Here is a 15,447-nt window from a genome sequence, read left to right on the forward strand (position 1 = left end):
GTCGCAATCCGGCAGGGGCCGTTGTTTCTAAACGTCTTTGTGACAAAGATCGCCACCGGCCGGCTCGGGAAGGCATTCGGGTGGCCGGGTGTTGGACGATGAGTGCGCAACAAAGACTTGCCTCCGCAGCCGCGGGGGTGTTCCCTGGACGCACCGGTGAAGCAGAGGAGGATGAGGCATGACCCCGACCCTCACGCCGCCAACTGAGTTGGCGACAGAGACCGCCGCCAACGAGCGCTGCGATCGTTGCAGCGCCGCGGCGAAGCTCAAGGTCGTGCTTGCGGGTGGCGGTGACCTGATGTTCTGCGGTCACCACGCCAACAAGTACGCCGAGGATCTGGTGAAGATCGCCGTCGACTTCGCGGCAGAGCCCGACTTCACCTGGCGAGGCAGCGTTCTGATGAAGTAAGGCCCCTGTACGTAGCGAGAGGCCCCCGCGGCGGTGTGTGCGGGGGCCTCTTCACGTGTCCGATGTCCGACTGACTGTCAGGACCTGGTCGCGCGGGGTGAACCCCACAGATCATCAGGGGGTTACGCCGCGCGCCCGACCCGTGGGCATCAGCACCGACCCGGCCCCCGGTTGCGCCGCGCCTCCGGCCGCCCCCGACAAGCCGACGCCGTCCTCAGCCTCCGGCGGCCGGGATCGCCCTCAGCCCCCGGGAGCCGGGATCGCCCTCAGCCCCCGGGAGCCGGGGCACAGTCCCCGGCCTCCGGAGCCGGCATCGCCCTGCCTTCGCGAGCCCGCGCCTCCGGCCGCCACGGCGCACCCCGACAGGCCTGCCCCACCTGCTCCCGCGACGGGCCAGCCACCCGCGACCTCGGTCGACAGCTCACAGCGCGCTCGTGCGTCCTAGGAGACTGGGTAGACGACCGCCGAGCGATACATCCGCCCGGAGTTGGCTGCAGGCCGCCACCAGAGGGACGCGGTCCGGCTCCCCGACGAGTCCGCGCCTGCGGCCGTTCCCGACAAGGTGGCGCGCCGCGCTCGCCGACGGATCCGCGCCTCCGGCCGCCCGCCCTCAGCCCAGACTGGTCACACGCCCGCGCCACGTCACGCCAGCCACCCGGATACGTGGGCCGCGCCGCACCCTGTGGGTCCGCGCCTCCGGCCGCCCGCAGAGACGGCGAAGCCCGAGCCCAAGCCACGCCGCGCCACGCCACGACGACAGCCACCCGGACACGTGGGCCGCCGAGCACCCTGTGGATCCGCGCCTCCGACCGCCCGCAGAGACGGCAAAGCCCGAGCCCAAGCCACGCCACGACAGCCCCCAGACACGTGGGCCGCCGTGCACCCCGTGGATCCGCGCCTCCGGCCGCCCTCAGAAACGGCGAAGCCCGCGCCCCGTGCGAGCCCGCGCCATGCCACGCCACGACGGCGGCCCCCGGACACGTGGGCCGCCGTGCACCCTGTGAGTCCGCGCCTCCGGCCGCCCCGGCAGCCACGCACCCGGCGCGCACCAGGCCGGCCCGCCGCCACCCCGCGCCACGCGGACGTGCCCTCAGATCAGGCCGACCCGGCTCCCCCAGTACCCAGAAAAAGGGTTCTACCAGCTCTGGAGGGTCGCGATCCGTTCCTCGAGCTGTTCGATCGTGGCCTGCGCGCTCGGCGGCCCCCCGCACAACCGCCGCAACTCCGCGTGGATCTTGCCGTGCGGAAGGTTGGTCCGGTGGTGGTGCGCGCCCACGAGGTCGTTGAGCTGCCGGCGGAGCAGGATGCGCCGCTCCGCCGGGGTGCGGGGCGCTGAGGGCGCACGGGCCACCACGGGGGCCTCCACGGGCGCGCTGCGCTTGGCGGCCTTCACCTGGTCGGACTGCCGCTTGGCCAGCAGGAGCGACACCTGGTCGGAGGTCAGCAGCCCGGGCAGGCCGAGGTACTCCTCCTCCTCCTGCGAGCCGGACTGGGTCGGCGTGCCCCAGGAGGCGCCGTCGAAGATCACCTGGTCGAGCTCGGCGGTGGCCGACAGGGCCGTGAACGTGCTCTCCAGCTCGCCGCTGGCCTTGTCGGCGCGCTGGGCCCGCTCCAGCTCCAGGTCCTCCTCCTGCTTCTTCTTCACGTCGCCGAGCACGTGGTCGCGCTGGACCTCCATGTCACTGGCGAGTTCGAGCAGGTTGGGCACGCTGGGCAGGAACACGCTGGCCGTCTCGCCGGGGCGGCGGGCCCGGACGAACCGGCCGATGGCCTGGGCGAAGTACAGGGGGGTGGAGGCGCTGGTGGCGTACACGCCGACGGCCAGGCGCGGGATGTCCACGCCCTCCGACACCATCCGGACCGCGACCATCCACCGCGACGTGCCCTCGGCGAACTCTCCGATCCGCTTCGACGCGCCGTCCTCGTCGGACAGCACGATCGTGGCCTTCTCGCCGGTGATCTGGTGCAGCAGCTTCGCGTACGACCGGGCGGCGTTCTGGTCGCTCGCGATCACCAGGCCGCCCGCGTCGGGCATGCCCCCGCCGCGCACGATCTGCAGCCGGGCGTCGGCGGCGCGCAGCACCTGGGGCATCCAGTCGCCCTGCGGGTCCAGGGCCGTGCGCCACGCCTGGGCGATCAGGTCCTGGGTGAGCGGCTCGCCGAGCCGGGCGGACAGTTCCTCGCCGGCCGAGGTGCGCCAGCGGGTCTCGCCGGAGTACGCCAGGAAGATGACGGGGCGCACGACGTTGTCGCTCAGCGCGTCGGCGTACCCGTAGGTGGTGTCCGAGCGGGACTTGGAGACCCCGCCGCCGAGCTGCTCGTACTGCACGAACGGGATCGGGTTCTCGTCCGAGCGGAACGGCGTGCCCGTGAGCATCAGCCGCCGGGTGGCCGGCTCGAACGCGAGGCGCACCCCGTCGCCCCAGGTCCGCGAGTCGCCCGCGTGGTGGATCTCGTCGAGGATCACCAGGGTCGTCTTCGTCATCGTGCGCCGCCGGTGCACGTCGGGGGCCATGCCCACCTGCGCGTACGTCAGCACGACGCCGTGGAAGTCGCTCGTGGAGTGGATGTCGGAGTTGCGGAAGCTCGCGTCCAGGGCGATCCCGCACCGGGCGGCGGCCCGCTCCCACTGCACCTTCAGGTGCTCCGTCGGCGTGACCACCGTGACCGCCTGCACCGTGCCGTCGAGCAGCAGCTCGGCCGCGATCCGCAGCGCGAACGTGGTCTTGCCGGCACCGGGCGTGGCGACGGTGAGGAAGTTCTCGCTGCGCCGCCGCAGGTACGTGACGAGCGCCCGGCGCTGCCAGTCCCGCAGCGGGGACAGCGCTTCGATATCGGGGCGCGGCGCGGCCACGTGGTGCCTCCTCACATGACGAGACCTCCGCGGCAGACCCGCGAAGGCTCGGAGCTGAGTTTAGTCGGTACGACCGCCGGGGGCCGAATTCCCACGACGCTTGCGCAGCGGCCGGTACTCCCGTTCCTGGGCCACCGGCACCTGCCACGAGGACTTCACGAACACCAGCCGCAGGCCGAAGACCAGCACCGCCGCCCCGATCGTGACGGCCGCCGAGTCCCAGTCCAGGCGCGAGGCCACCGTGATGACGATCGCACCGGCGAGGGAGGCCAGCGCGTACACCTCCTTGCGGAGCACGGTCGGGATCTCGCCCGTGAACACGTCCCGGACGATGCCGCCGCCGATCCCGGTGATCATGCCGATCAGGCACGCGCCGGCCGGCGGCACCCCCGCGCTCAGCGCCTTGAGGGTGCCCGTCACCGTGAACAGCCCCAGGCCGGCGGCGTCGAGGACCAGCACCGTGCGGCGCAGGCGGTTGAGCTGCGGGTGCAGCCAGAAGACGGCGACCGAGGCGGCGACGGCGACGGCCGCGTACCGCCAGTCGGCGAAGGCCAGCGGGGGCGCGGCGTTGATCACCAGGTCGCGGAAGATCCCGCCGCCGAGCGAGGAGACGAGGCCGAGGAAGCCGACGCCGAACAGGTCGAGGCGCTTGGCGACCCCGGCGGAACCGCCCGAGGCCGCGAAGACGGCGACCCCGACCAGGTCCAGGACGACGAGCAGCAGCGACTCCACCGCCGCAGGATATCGGGACGGCGGGGCCGCAACCGTGTGATCCGCACGGCCCGGGGAGTGGTGTCGCTCCGTGCACCTCGACGGGTACGCGGAGTGCCGTCAGGGTCCACGTTCGGCGAGGTCACCCGAATACCGGCCGGTCCCGGGGTGGCCGCCACGGCGCGGGGCCGCCCGGCCCGGGACCGCCGCTAGTCGGAGAACGAGTCGTAGATCTCCTTGCAGGCCGGACACACCGGCGCCCCGGGCTTCGGCACCTTCGTGACGGGGAACACCTCGCCACACAGCGCCTGCACGAGGGTGCCGAGGATGGCGCTCTCGGTCATCTTCGTTTTGTCGACGTAGTGGAACATCTCGGGACCCGTGTCGGCGTCCTTGAGTTCCGGCTTCTCGAGTACTTCGGTGCTCACGCTCCCAGTGTGCCATCCCCGCCGGGGCGGGCAACCCCGCCGGGGGCCGCGACGCCGCCCTGGGACGCCCCTGTCCGGTTCGGCGCTTCACAGGTGCAGGAGTGCGTCCTCCGTTGGCCAGAAGCGGCCGGGACGGGTTCGGTGAAGTCCACGGTCAGCGGGAGCACCAGTCCGCCGGTTCGGTGGGCTCCAGGGTGGCGGGGTCGAACGTCGCCGCCTTGCCCATCCCGTCCCCGGTGACCGTGACGTTGTCGACGAAGCGCACCTCGGAACCGCGCGGTACGCAGCTCAGCGGCGCGGTCGCCTCCCGGCTCAGCAGCCCGTCGCGGCTCCGGATCACCAGGTCGCCGTTGCGGCCCTCCGGGTCCAGCCAGAGGACCACCTCGAACCGGCCGTCCGGGGACACCGCGACCGTGGCCGGGCCGGGGGTCCGGAGCGCGCACACGAGGAGGAGCAGCAGCCCGCCGGACACGCCCAGGACCGCCCGGAGCGCGTTGATGCCCTCCTGGTCGCCGTCGCGGCGCAGGTAGTAGACGAAGCCTAGGGCCGGGAGCAGGAAGAACATCAGTTCGCAGGGCCTGCTGAGGTACGCGTGCACCGCCACCAGGTGGGCCGGGTTCCACATCCCGAAGGCGACGAGGAGTACCGCGAACGCGCACACCGCGAGGACGATCCGGGACAGCCGTTGCCGGCGGGCGGCGGTGGGCGACTCGTACGGATCGCCGGGCACGGGCGCGGTGAAGTCGAGGGGCGTGTCGGGCATCCGTACAGGATGAGGCTGGCCCCCGACTCCCACAAGGCCCGAAACGGCGCCGGCCCCCGCACCGGCACGCGGCGCGGGGGCGGTCCGGGCCGCTCAGGCGGCGAGCAGCGCGTCGAGCTTGGTGAACGAGCTGGTCCAGCCCTCGCGGGCCATGCCCTCGACCTCGGCCGTGTACGGCCCCTGGCGCAGCACGAGCCGGGTCTTGCCGCCCTCGTCGTGGAACTCCAGCCGCAGCGAGAACTTCGTGCCCGCCGGCAGGCCGGGGATGTTGTCGGCGGTCTCCTCGCCGACGAGCAGCTCGTTCTCCACGACCTCGGTGAAGGTGCCGCTGACCGGGGAGTTCATCGTGGCGTCGTCGTCGTTGACCATCGTGAACCGCTGGTGGCCGCCGACCTTGACGTCCATGTCCACGGAGTCGCGGGGCACGGACCAGCCCACCGGGCCGAACCAGGCGGCGACCTGGTCGGGGTCAGTGAAGGCCCGGTAGACGAGCTCGCGCGGGGCGTCGAAGAGGCGGGTGATGACGAGCTCGTGGGTCGCGGTGTCAGTCATTGTTCCTGTCCTTCTGGTCGGATTCGCGTTGTGCCTGCTGGATGCGGCGGAGGTGCGCGTCGAGGCGGTCGAAGCTGGTGTCCCAGAACTGGCGGTAGTGCTCCATCCAGGCCGTGGCCTCCCGGAGCGGCCCGGCCTCCAGGCTGCTGGAGACCCACTGGGCCGAGCGGCTCCGGGTGATCAGGCCGGCGTGCTCCAGCACCTTGAGGTGCCGGGAGATCGCCGGGAGGCTGATCGGGAACGGCTCGGCCAGCTCCAGGACGGTCGCGTCGCCCTCCGCCAACCGGGCGAGGATCGCCCGGCGGGTCGGGTCCGCCAACGCCGCGAAGATGGTGCTGAGCCGGTCGGTCGCCATCGCATTTAACCTCGCCGTTAATTAACTGATGTGTTAAACGTAGAGCCCGGAAGGGCCGTCGTCAAGGGGAACGCGGAAATTTCAGCGGCAGGGCGGGGCGGTTCGGCCACCGGGTCTGCGCCCGGGTCGGCCGGGGCGGGTTCCGCGAGGTCCACGACGTGATCATGGACACCGAGCTACGGGAGTCAGGGCGCGGTGCCGGCCGGCGGGATTAGGCTCACGGCGTGAACGGCTTCGAGATTCGGTACGGACCAGAGGTGGACGCCGCGCGGCGCTCCGGGGCGCCCATCGTGGCACTGGAGAGCACCATCATCTCCCACGGCCTCCCCCGGCCCGACAACCTGCGGATCGCCCGCGAGATCGAGGCCACGGTGCGCGCCCAGGGCGCCGTGCCGGCCACGATCGGCATGGTCGACGGCGAGCTGATCGTCGGGCTGGACGACGCGCAGCTGACCCGCCTGGCGACCAGCGACGACGTGGTGAAGTTGTCGGTGCGGGACCTGGCGGTGGCCGCCGCGACCGGGGCGAACGGCGCGACGACCGTGGCGAGTACCAGCGCCGTGGCCGCCGCCGCCGGGATCGAGGTGTTCGCGACGGGCGGGCTCGGTGGCGTACACCGGCTGGCCAGCGAGAGCTTCGACGAGTCCGCGGACCTGGTCACGCTCGCGCGTACCCCCATCTGTGTGGTGTCGGCCGGGGTCAAGTCGATCCTGGACGTGGGCGCGACGCTGGAGCGGCTCGAGACCCTCGGGGTCGGGGTCCTGGGCTACCGGACGAAGAAGTTCCCCGGCTTCTACCTGTCCGACTCGGGCTTCCCGCTCGACTGGTCCGTGGACAGCCCCGAGCAGGCGGCCCGCGCGATCCACGCCCGCAAGGGGCACGGGGCCAGCCAGAGCGCGCTCGTCGTGGCCAACCCGCTGCCGGTGTCCGAGCAGCTCGACCCGGCGCTGCACGACCAGGTGCTCACCGAGGCCCTGCACGAGATGCGGCTGCACGGGGTCACCGGCAAGGGCGTGACCCCGTTCCTGCTGGCGTACTTCCACGAGCACACCCTCGGCGCCAGCCTGGACGTCAACATCCGGATCATCCTGCGGAACTCCGAACTCGCCGCGCAGATCGCCGTCGCGGCCGGCAGATGACCGTCGTGGTCGTCGGTGACCTGGTCACCGACGTGCTGGCCTCCCTCGGTGGTCCGCTGACCACCGGTTCGGACACCGCCGCCGCGATCCGGGAGACCGGCGGCGGCTCGGCGGCCAACACCGCCTGCTGGCTGGGCGCGCTCACCGACACCACCCTGGTGGCGGTCGTCGGCGACGACGCGGCCGGCCGGGCCCGGGTCTCCGAACTGACCTGCGGGAACGCCGTACGGTTCGCGTCCGCCGCGCCGACCGGGACCGTCATCGTGCTGTCCACACCGGACGAGCGGAGCATGGTCACCGACCGGGGCGCCAACGCGCTGCTCACCGCCGCCGACATCGACGCCGCGCTGCCCGGCGCCCGGCACCTGCACCTGTCCGGCTACGTCCTGTTCGACCCGAGGACCGCCGCCGCCGGCCGGCACGCGCTGGCCCGGGCCCGCGAACTCGGCGCGACGACCAGTGTCGACGCCGGGTCGGCGGGGCCGCTGCGGCTCCTGGGACCCGACAGGTTCCTCGACTGGGTACGCGGCACCGACGTGCTGTTGGCCAACCTCGACGAGGCGTACACGCTGGTGGGGACCACTCCCGGGCCGGCGTCCGAGGTGCAGCCCCGGGAGCTGGCGGAGTTCGCCGCGCGCCCCGGACCCGACGAGCTGGCCCAGCGGCTGGCCGGGTACGCGACGCACGCCGTGGTCAAGCTCGGCGCGGACGGGGCGGTCTGGGCCGGGCCCGGAGTGGTCCGGGTGCCCGGGGAGCCGGTGACGGCGGTGGACCCGACGGGGGCCGGGGACGCGTTCGCGGCCGGGTTGCTGGCGGCGTGGCTGGCCGGGGGGACGCCGGTGGAGGCGTTGGCGGCGGGGGCCGCGTTGGGGGCGCGGGCCGTGACCGTGGTGGGGGCCCGGCCGCGCGCCTGAGTGCCTCGTCGCGGGCCGGGCGGCGCGGCCGTCAGGGGGCGATCGCGTAGGCCTCGATCTCCAGGAGCAGGTCGGGGCGGGCCAGGGCGACCACCTGGACCAGGGAGCACGCCGGCCGGGGGTCGGTCAGGTACTCCTCGCGCACGACGCGCACGGCGGGCAGTACCGCCGGATCGGTCAGGAAGATCGTCAACTTCAGCACGTCGGCGAATCCGACCCCGGCCGCCTCCAGGCACCGGCGGAGGTTCTCGAACACCTGGCGGGTCTGCGCCTCGGGGTCGCTCCCGCCGACGAGCGCGCCGTCCTCGTCGAGCGCGATCTGGCCGGAGACCGCGATGAAGCGCCCGGTGCCCCAGACGACGTGGCTGTAGCCGTTGCCGGGGGCGATGCCGTCCGGCGAGACGTGGGTGAGGGTCATGGAGACCATGATCGCCGACCGCGCGCGGAACGCCCACCGGGGCTGGGGGTGGTGCCCGGCTGGGCGGGCTACCCGTTGTGGTCGACGATCCGGCCGCCCTCGGGGACGGCGGTGACCTCGGTGGTCGACGTCGGCGCGACCGCCTGGTGCGCGGCGTGCCGGGCCTCGATCTTGCCGCGCAGGGTGTGTTCCTTCTTCGGCGGCCGGTCGTTGGCGATCAGGACGGCCATCCAGGGCAGCAGGACCATGCCCGCGAGGCACAGCGGCAGCCACAGCCAGAGCAGCGGGGCCTCGTTCATCACCAGGACGGTCGCCACCACCAGGCAGACGACCCGCAGGCCCATCATCGACGCGTACCGGATCTGCCGGCTGCGCAACTGGTCGGCCTGGCTCCGCTCGGCGTCGGTGATGAGGACCGCTCGGCTTTTCACCCCTTCAGCCTAGTCCTGCCGGACCGCTCCGCCCCCGGGTGGCGGCGCGTTCTCCGCAGCTGGCACATCCGTCGCGTCGCGGTCGCGGACCAGGTCCGTCGCGGGCGGCCGGGCCTAGGCATGGGCCGGGCCGAGACATGGCCAGCGCGCGACTACTACGTTCGCAGTACCCATTTCACTATGTTTATAGTGTTCTCATGGCGACGACGAGGGACCGGGCGCTCGACGCCGCGATCGAACTGCTCGGCACCGGCGGGCTGCGCGCGCTCACCCACGCCCGGGTCGACGAGCGGGCCGGCCTCCCGAAGGGTTCGACCTCGAACTACTTCCGCACCCGGGCGACCCTGCTCGCCGGAACGGTCGACCGGATCCTCGAACGCGAACTCGCCGAGATCGGCGAACCCTCCTCCCCCACCACCGCCGCCGAACTCGTGGACGCGCTGTGCGGCTTCGTCGTGTACGGGACCTCCGTGAACCGCACCCTGACCACCGCCCGGATGGTGTTGTTCATGGAGGGCAGCCACAACACGGAGATCCGCGAGGCCGTGTCCCGGGGGCGGGCCGTCATGGAGTCGTGGGCCGTCGCCGTCCTGACCGGGCTCGGCGCGCCCGATCCGACCACCGCCGCCACCGCCCTGGCGGCCGTGAGCGAGGGCCTGGTCCTGCACCGGATCGCCCGGCACGACGAGACGGACCCGCGCCCGGCGGTCGAACTCATGGTCAGGGCCGCGCTCGCCGGGCCCTGAGCGCCCGACCACCCCCAGCGCGACGGAGCGGGGCCGGCCAGCACCGCCCGGCCCGACGACACGGGGCCCCGGCCGCCGCGGTCTTGGCGACATCGCCGGCCCCCGCGCGCGGCCATGCGGGAGGATGACCGTGTGCAGATCACTCCGCTCCTGGACCCCGCCGGCATCGACCGGCTCCGCGAGGCGCTCGTCGCCGCCGACTACACCCGGTCCGGCGTCGAGGCCCGGCTCGGTCCGGCGGCGGAGGACGCGCTCGCCCGCAACGACTTCCGGCCCGCGTTGCGGCTGCTCGGCGACTCGCCCCTGGACACCCTGATCCGGCTGTACGTGTGCGGCCAGACCGTCCCGCACGACGTGGTGGCCGCCGTGCTGCCCGTCGAGGACTGCGTCGACGGGGAGCTGCTCGAACCGGTCCCCGGCGGGCTGCGCGCGGGCGTGGACCTGCACCCGTACGAGGGGTGGTGGCTGGTCGCCGACGCGCCCGAACTGCTCCGGCCCGGCGCTCCCCTGCGGGCCGACCACGTGCTCGGCATCGGCGGGGCGTCCAACACCCTCGCGCTCGCCACGCTGCGGGCGCCGGTGGAGACGGCGCTGGACCTCGGTACCGGCTGCGGGGTCCAGGCCCTGCATCTGTCCCGGCACGCGAAGAGGGTGACCGGGACCGACCTGTCCGAGCGGGCCCTGCGGTTCGCGGCGACGACGGCCGCGCTCAACGGGCTGGACTGGGAACTGCTGCACGGCGACATGACCAAGCCGGTGTCCGGGCGGCGGTTCGACCTCGTGGTCAGCAACCCGCCGTTCGTGATCGGCCCCGGCCAGGGCTCGCACATCTACCGCGACTCCGGCCGGGCCGCCGACGGGATCTGCGCCGAACTCGCCGGCCGCGCCGAGGAGCTGCTCACCGAGGGCGGCCACCTGCAGTTCCTCGCGAACTGGGCGCACGTCGAGGGCGAGCCCTGGCAGGACCGGGTCGGCTCCTGGCTCGCGGGCACCCAGGTGGACGGTTGGGTCATCCAGCGCGAGGTCCAGGACCCGGTGTCCTATGTGCAGCTGTGGCTGCGCGACTCCGGGGACCAGTTCGACGCGCGGCGGGCCGCCGCGTGGCTGGACTGGTTCGACGAGCAGCGGATCGAGGCCGTCGGCTTCGGCCTGGTCACCCTGCGCCGGCGCACCTCGGGCGGCTTCCCGAGGGTCCGGATGGAGGACGTGCACCAGCAGATCGAACAGCCGATGGGTACCCGGATCGGCGACTGGTTCACCCGGCAGGACTACCTGCGCGGCTCCGGGCCGGCCGAGCTGCTCGGCGGGCGGTTCGTGGCCGCCGACGGGCTGCGGCTGCACACCGGGTCCGAGCTGGGGCCGGAGGGCTGGGAGGGCGTGAGCCGCCGGCTGGAGCAGACCCGGGGCATGCACTGGACCGAGGAGGTCGACGAGGCCACGGCGGCGCTGATCGCCTCGTGCACCGGCGAGGTGACCCTGAACGACCAGCTGGCGCTGCTGGCCGTCGCGTACGGGCTGGACGAGGAGGCGCTCGCCGAGGTGGCGCTGCCGGTCGTGGCGCACCTGGTGGAACGCGGGTTCCTGGACCCGGTCCGGGACTGAGCCCGCGAACCCCGACAGACCTGTCGGACGGGTACGGCGGGGCCGGGCTCCCCGTACCCGTCCGGGCCGGGTCTCAGGGGTTGACGGTCAGGCCGTAGGAGATCGTGCGGGAGGTCTCCGTGAAGCCCGTGTGCAGGTAGAACCCGACCGCTCCGGTGCCGTTCTCGCTGTCCACGTCGAGGTTGACCTCCCCGACCCCGGCCGCCGCCCCCGCCCGGGTCGCGTTCTCCAGCAGGGCCGCCGCCACGCCCCGGCCGCGCCACGGGGCCCGGGTGCCGAGGATGCCGATGTGCACGGAACTCGGGCCGAACGCGATCGCGTACCCGACGACGGTGTCCCCGTCGAGCGCCAGGAACGACCAGTCGGCCACGAACGCCGGGTGCTCGACCCGCTCCGCGAGCCACTTCCCCATCGGCGACGGCGAGAAGCCGTAGTGCCCCACGAACGCGTCGTGGTGCGCCTCCCACAGCGAGGGCCCGTACTCCGGCCGGAACGTGTCGATCCGCAGCCCCTCGACCGTGGTCGGCCCCAGGGACAGGGACGTGGGTCGTTCCAGCTCCAGGTAGTACCGCTGCGGGGCCAGCCCGAACCGGGACAGCAGCCGGATCGTCCCCGCGTCCGCCGCAGGCACCCGGGTGTCGGCCTTCGTGCCGGCCGGGACGCGCGCGAGCTGCCAGGCGAGCACCTGCCGGCCCAGACCCTCGCCGCGCCGCGCCGGGTGCACCCCGCCGCCGAGGTAGTGCCGCTCGCCCCGGGGCCACGCGTACCCCCAGGCCAGGACCTCGTGCCCCTCGACCGCGAGCAGGGTGTCCTCCGGGGTCAGCATGGTCCGCCACTCGTGCCGGACGCCCTCGGCGTCGACGGGCCATCCGGTGCCGGTGCCCTCGTAGATCGCGGTCCGGAGCCGGGCGACAGCCTCGGCGTCGGCGGTGGTGGCGGTGCGCCAGATGAGGTCGGTCATCCGCCGATCCTGACCCCGCGACGGGTGGCGCGTCCACCGGTTTCGGCCGACGGCGGCCCCGGGCCGTTCCGGCCACCGGGGCAGCGGAACCGGCGACCGGTCGATAGGCTGCCGCGACACACCATGAGGAGCACCGTGATGACGGAGCACGACGTCCCCGCCACCGGTTACACCGTGCCGGCCCCACCCGCGCCACCGCGGCCGCGACGGCCCCGCACCGTGACGGCCGCCGCCGTCCTGGCCTTCGCCAGCGCGGCCGCCTACGCCACCGACCAGGCGTTCCGCGCCCTGGGCCTGACCGGTGTCCGGTCGGCCAGCCCACCGATGAAGCTGATCGCCCTCCTCCTGGTCGCCGTGGTCGTGTTCATGGCGGTCCGGCACGGGACCCGCCTCCTCCGCGGCCACGACGTCGCCCGCCGCAGGCTCCGGGTCTTCGCCGTGGTACTCATCCTGCTCGGCATGTCCGCGATGTTCACCGCGGCGGCGAGTTCCACGATGCTGCCGATCGGCGCGCCCCCGGTGGTGCCCGCCCCCGTGCTGCTGACGCTGGGCTTCCTGCGGATCCTGCTGCCCGCCGCGCTCCTCTTCCTGGTCCTGCACCGCGCCACGCTCCGCTACTGCGAGGCGGCCCGGGACCGGGCCTGACTGCCCGGCGGCGGTGCTCAGCCCGACCAGCCCGCCAGCAGGGCCAGGGTCGGGACCGCCAGCAGGGCCGCCGCCCCCGCGTAGCACCCGAACCGCAGCACCGGGGACGGGGCCGGCGGATCGAGCAGGCGCTGGACCCGCACCAGGGTCGCCCGGCCCGTCGCCGCCAACGCCCCCTCGGGTGCCGCCGCCGTCCCCACCCGGGCCAGGGCCGTGGCCAGCGCCGCCCGGTCGCACACCGCGCACGCCCGGTCGTCGGCGAGCATCTCCACCAGGGTCGCGACGGCCGGCCGGGCGCGCCGGACACCGGGCAGGCCGGGCAGCGCCGTCCGCCACGCCGCGAACGGGAGCACGACCAGGTCGTGGCGCTCGGCGAGGTGGGCGCGTTCGTGGGCGACGACGGCGTCGAGTTCCTGCGGGTCGAGCAGGTCGAGCGCGCCCGAGCTGAGGACGACGCGGGAACCGGCCCCGGGCAGGCAGTACGCGACGGCGCGCGGGTGGGCCAGCACCCGGCCGCCGGCCTGGCCGGGCCACGGGTCGGCGACGAGGTCGAGGAGTTCGCGGTGCCGGCGGCGAACCCAGAGGGTGGCCAGGAACCGGTACACCAGGACGCCCGCGAGCCAGGTCAGCAGGCCGAGGGCGACGAGGAACAGCACCGTGTGGGCCGTCGGGAGCCGGCCGGTGCCCCGGGCCAGCGCCGCGAGCCCGTCGAACAGGCCGCCGCCGAGCGGGGCGAGCGCGACCGCGACCGCCGCGCCGATCAGCGCCAGGCCGGCGGCGAGCCCGATGGCCTGCCAGAGCACCAGGGCGGCGCGGGGCTCGCGGTAGGTCCACCGGGCCCGGGCGAGGAGGAGCGGCGCGGGCCAGAGCAGGACCAGGGCGAGAAGGGCCAGAGCGAGAGCCGTCATCGGGTACCGCCGCCCGCGCGCCCGCCCGCCGGGTCACCGGGCGACCGGTGCCGGGGGATCATGCCAGGGCCTGGCGGCGGCGCACCGCCTCGCGCAGCGCCAGCTCCAGCGCCTCGACGTCGGCGTCGTCCACCTGGTCGGCGAACCGGGCCAGGGCGGCACCCCGGTCGGCGGCCCCGTCGAGGGCCTCGCGCATCAGGGCGGCGATGTGGTCCTCGCGGCCGGCCACGGGCCGGTACCGGTGTGCCCGGCCGTCCCGGTCCCGCCCGACGAGCTGCTTGCGCTCCAGCCGGGACAGCACCGTGAGCACGGTGGTGGCGGCGAGCCCCCGGTCGGGGAGGGCGTCGAGGATGTCCCTGGCGGTGCACGGCGCACCGGCCGACCACAGCACCTCCATGACGGCGTGCTCCAGTTCACCGAGCCGAGCCATGCGGGGCATCCTTTCCGAAGACGTGGTGACGCTTTCCTCCCCGGCGTACCCGGAAAATGGGTTTGTCAGGGTTGTCCCCGGGCGATCCGGGAACCGGGCGTGCGCCGATTCTACAGTCGGTAGAAAAGATCCCCACTTCGTGCCACCTCCCCTTCGCCTTACCTCCGTTTAACGCTCGGCAGTCCACTCTTAGCCGCATACGTTGAAACGGACACGGGGAGACGAGCAAGGTGTTGGAGACGCAGGAGTCCGGTATCACGAGTGATCTGGTTCGGGCCTACCTGAACGGGATCGGCAAGATCCCACTGCTCACCGCCGAGGACGAGGTGACACTGGCCAAGAGCATCGAGGCCGGCCTGTTCGCCGACGAGAAGCTCAGTCAGGGTTCCGACGAGTTCGACCTGGTCGTCATCCGCAACGAGGGCCAGCGGGCGAAGAACCGGATGCTCGAGGCCAACCTGCGGCTGGTCGTGAGCATCGCCAAGCGGTACACCGGAAAGGGCCTGGCCCTGCTCGACCTGATCCAGGAGGGCAACATCGGCCTGATCCGGGCCGTGGAGAAGTTCGACTACGCCAAGGGCTACAAGTTCTCCACCTACGCCACCTGGTGGATCCGCCAGGCGCTCAGCCGCGCGCTGTCCGACCAGGGCCGCACCATCCGGATCCCGATGCACATGGTCGAGCAGCTGGCCAAGCTGACCCGCGCCCAGCGCGCGCTGACCATCGAGCTGGGCCGCGAGCCGAGCGTCGCCGAGATCGCCGCGCTGCTCGAGGTCGAGACGCACAACGTGCTGGAGCTGCTGTCCTACAACCGGGAGCCGATCAGCCTGGACACCCCGGTCGGCGAGGACGGCGACAGCTGCCTCGGTGACCTGCTCCAGGTCGCGGTGCCGACCACCGAGGTCGGCGAGGCGGCCGCCGCGCTGGAGCTGCGCAGCGAGATGGGCATGGTGCTGTCCACGTTGTCCACCCGGGAGCAGGCCGTGATCCGGCTGCGCTACGGCCTCGACGACGGCCGGCAGCGCACGCTGGAGGAGGTCGGCAAGGAGTTCGGGCTGTCCCGGGAGCGGATCCGGCAGATCGAGCAGGAGACGCTGAAGAAGCTCCGCCAGCCGGAGCGCTCCGACCGCCTCCTCAGTTACGCCTAGTGGGGACCCGCTGAGGCCACTTCGCCTTAGATC

At 73.4% G+C, this 15,447-nt stretch carries 18 protein-coding genes; 7 read left to right on the forward strand and 11 right to left on the reverse strand.

The window, feature by feature from the left end; translation table 11 throughout:
• Positions 1-178: 178 nt before the first annotated feature.
• The gene (locus tag AB0M43_RS19120) at positions 179-409 is read left to right on the forward strand and encodes a hypothetical protein (RefSeq protein ID WP_197004828.1); all 231 of its coding nucleotides are present in this window, start codon (positions 179-181) and stop codon (positions 407-409) included.
• Positions 410-1,544: 1,135 nt separating this feature from the next.
• Here the strand turns inward: AB0M43_RS19120 and AB0M43_RS19125 are convergent.
• The 6 genes from AB0M43_RS19125 to AB0M43_RS19150 all read right to left on the reverse strand — a co-directional run bounded on the left by AB0M43_RS19125 (position 1,545) and on the right by AB0M43_RS19150 (position 6,072).
• Positions 1,545-3,263 carry a DEAD/DEAH box helicase gene (locus tag AB0M43_RS19125; RefSeq protein WP_363726375.1) on the reverse strand — a complete coding sequence of 573 codons (1,719 nt, stop codon included), beginning with the start codon at positions 3,261-3,263 and terminating at the stop codon, positions 1,545-1,547.
• 60 nt (positions 3,264-3,323) lie between these two features.
• Positions 3,324-3,995, reverse strand: coding sequence for a TRIC cation channel family protein (locus tag AB0M43_RS19130; RefSeq protein ID WP_363726377.1), 672 nt, complete (start codon positions 3,993-3,995; stop codon positions 3,324-3,326).
• 188 nt (positions 3,996-4,183) lie between these two features.
• Entirely contained in the window at positions 4,184-4,402 is a 219-nt protein-coding gene (locus tag AB0M43_RS19135) for a DUF3039 domain-containing protein (RefSeq protein WP_363726379.1), read from the reverse strand.
• A gap of 154 nt (positions 4,403-4,556) precedes the next feature.
• Positions 4,557-5,165: a hypothetical protein gene (locus AB0M43_RS19140; protein WP_363726381.1), complete on the reverse strand. Its 609-nt coding sequence runs from the start codon at positions 5,163-5,165 to the stop codon at positions 4,557-4,559.
• A gap of 93 nt (positions 5,166-5,258) precedes the next feature.
• Positions 5,259-5,717 (reverse strand): SRPBCC domain-containing protein, encoded by a 459-nt coding sequence (locus AB0M43_RS19145; protein WP_363726383.1) that lies wholly within the window; start codon positions 5,715-5,717, stop codon positions 5,259-5,261.
• Positions 5,710-6,072 (reverse strand): metalloregulator ArsR/SmtB family transcription factor, encoded by a 363-nt coding sequence (locus tag AB0M43_RS19150; protein ID WP_363726385.1) that lies wholly within the window; start codon positions 6,070-6,072, stop codon positions 5,710-5,712. The genes AB0M43_RS19145 and AB0M43_RS19150 overlap by 8 nt, the downstream gene beginning before the upstream one ends.
• Positions 6,073-6,296: 224 nt before the next feature.
• Here AB0M43_RS19150 and AB0M43_RS19155 point away from each other — a divergent pair, with 224 nt between their 5' ends.
• Together AB0M43_RS19155 and AB0M43_RS19160 are read left to right on the forward strand one after the other, a co-directional pair.
• Complete coding sequence (locus AB0M43_RS19155; RefSeq protein WP_363726387.1) at positions 6,297-7,211, forward strand: pseudouridine-5'-phosphate glycosidase; 915 nt, start codon at positions 6,297-6,299, stop codon at positions 7,209-7,211.
• Positions 7,208-8,125 (forward strand): PfkB family carbohydrate kinase, encoded by a 918-nt coding sequence (locus AB0M43_RS19160; protein WP_363726389.1) that lies wholly within the window; start codon positions 7,208-7,210, stop codon positions 8,123-8,125. The genes AB0M43_RS19155 and AB0M43_RS19160 overlap by 4 nt, the downstream gene beginning before the upstream one ends.
• A 31-nt stretch (positions 8,126-8,156) precedes the next feature.
• Here AB0M43_RS19160 and AB0M43_RS19165 read toward each other — a convergent pair whose 3' ends face one another.
• Positions 8,157-8,543 carry a RidA family protein gene (locus tag AB0M43_RS19165; RefSeq protein ID WP_363726391.1) on the reverse strand — a complete coding sequence of 129 codons (387 nt, stop codon included), beginning with the start codon at positions 8,541-8,543 and terminating at the stop codon, positions 8,157-8,159.
• Positions 8,544-8,611: 68 nt separating this feature from the next.
• Positions 8,612-8,974 (reverse strand): DUF3099 domain-containing protein, encoded by a 363-nt coding sequence (locus AB0M43_RS19170; RefSeq protein ID WP_363726393.1) that lies wholly within the window; start codon positions 8,972-8,974, stop codon positions 8,612-8,614.
• Between the two features lie 197 nt (positions 8,975-9,171).
• Between AB0M43_RS19170 and AB0M43_RS19175 the strand changes: the two genes are divergently transcribed.
• Together AB0M43_RS19175 and AB0M43_RS19180 are read left to right on the forward strand one after the other, a co-directional pair.
• Positions 9,172-9,720 (forward strand): TetR family transcriptional regulator, encoded by a 549-nt coding sequence (locus AB0M43_RS19175; protein WP_363726395.1) that lies wholly within the window; start codon positions 9,172-9,174, stop codon positions 9,718-9,720.
• A gap of 114 nt (positions 9,721-9,834) precedes the next feature.
• Positions 9,835-11,322, forward strand: a complete 1,488-nt coding sequence (locus tag AB0M43_RS19180; RefSeq protein ID WP_363726397.1) for a methyltransferase — start codon at positions 9,835-9,837, stop codon at positions 11,320-11,322.
• 73 nt (positions 11,323-11,395) lie between these two features.
• Here the strand turns inward: AB0M43_RS19180 and AB0M43_RS19185 are convergent, their stop codons facing one another.
• Entirely contained in the window at positions 11,396-12,283 is an 888-nt protein-coding gene (locus AB0M43_RS19185) for a GNAT family N-acetyltransferase (RefSeq protein ID WP_363726399.1), read from the reverse strand.
• A 123-nt stretch (positions 12,284-12,406) separates the two neighbouring features.
• On the opposite strand from AB0M43_RS19185, the gene AB0M43_RS19190 reads away from it, so the two are divergent.
• Positions 12,407-12,928 (forward strand): hypothetical protein, encoded by a 522-nt coding sequence (locus AB0M43_RS19190; RefSeq protein WP_363726401.1) that lies wholly within the window; start codon positions 12,407-12,409, stop codon positions 12,926-12,928.
• A gap of 17 nt (positions 12,929-12,945) precedes the next feature.
• Here the strand turns inward: AB0M43_RS19190 and AB0M43_RS19195 are convergent, their stop codons facing one another.
• Both AB0M43_RS19195 and AB0M43_RS19200 read right to left on the reverse strand, forming a co-directional pair.
• On the reverse strand, positions 12,946-13,836 hold the full coding sequence (locus AB0M43_RS19195) for a M56 family metallopeptidase (protein WP_363726403.1): 891 nt from the start codon (positions 13,834-13,836) through the stop codon (positions 12,946-12,948).
• Positions 13,837-13,894: 58 nt separating this feature from the next.
• A complete protein-coding gene (locus tag AB0M43_RS19200; protein ID WP_363726405.1) occupies positions 13,895-14,266 on the reverse strand; it encodes a BlaI/MecI/CopY family transcriptional regulator in 372 nt (123 codons plus the stop codon).
• A 233-nt stretch (positions 14,267-14,499) separates the two neighbouring features.
• On the opposite strand from AB0M43_RS19200, the gene AB0M43_RS19205 reads away from it, so the two are divergent.
• Positions 14,500-15,414, forward strand: a complete 915-nt coding sequence (locus tag AB0M43_RS19205; protein ID WP_363726983.1) for a sigma-70 family RNA polymerase sigma factor — start codon at positions 14,500-14,502, stop codon at positions 15,412-15,414.
• The last annotated feature ends 33 nt before the right edge of the window (positions 15,415-15,447 follow it).

Source organism: Longispora sp. NPDC051575, assembly GCF_040681875.1.
Lineage (GTDB): Bacteria > Actinomycetota > Actinomycetes > Mycobacteriales > Micromonosporaceae > Longispora.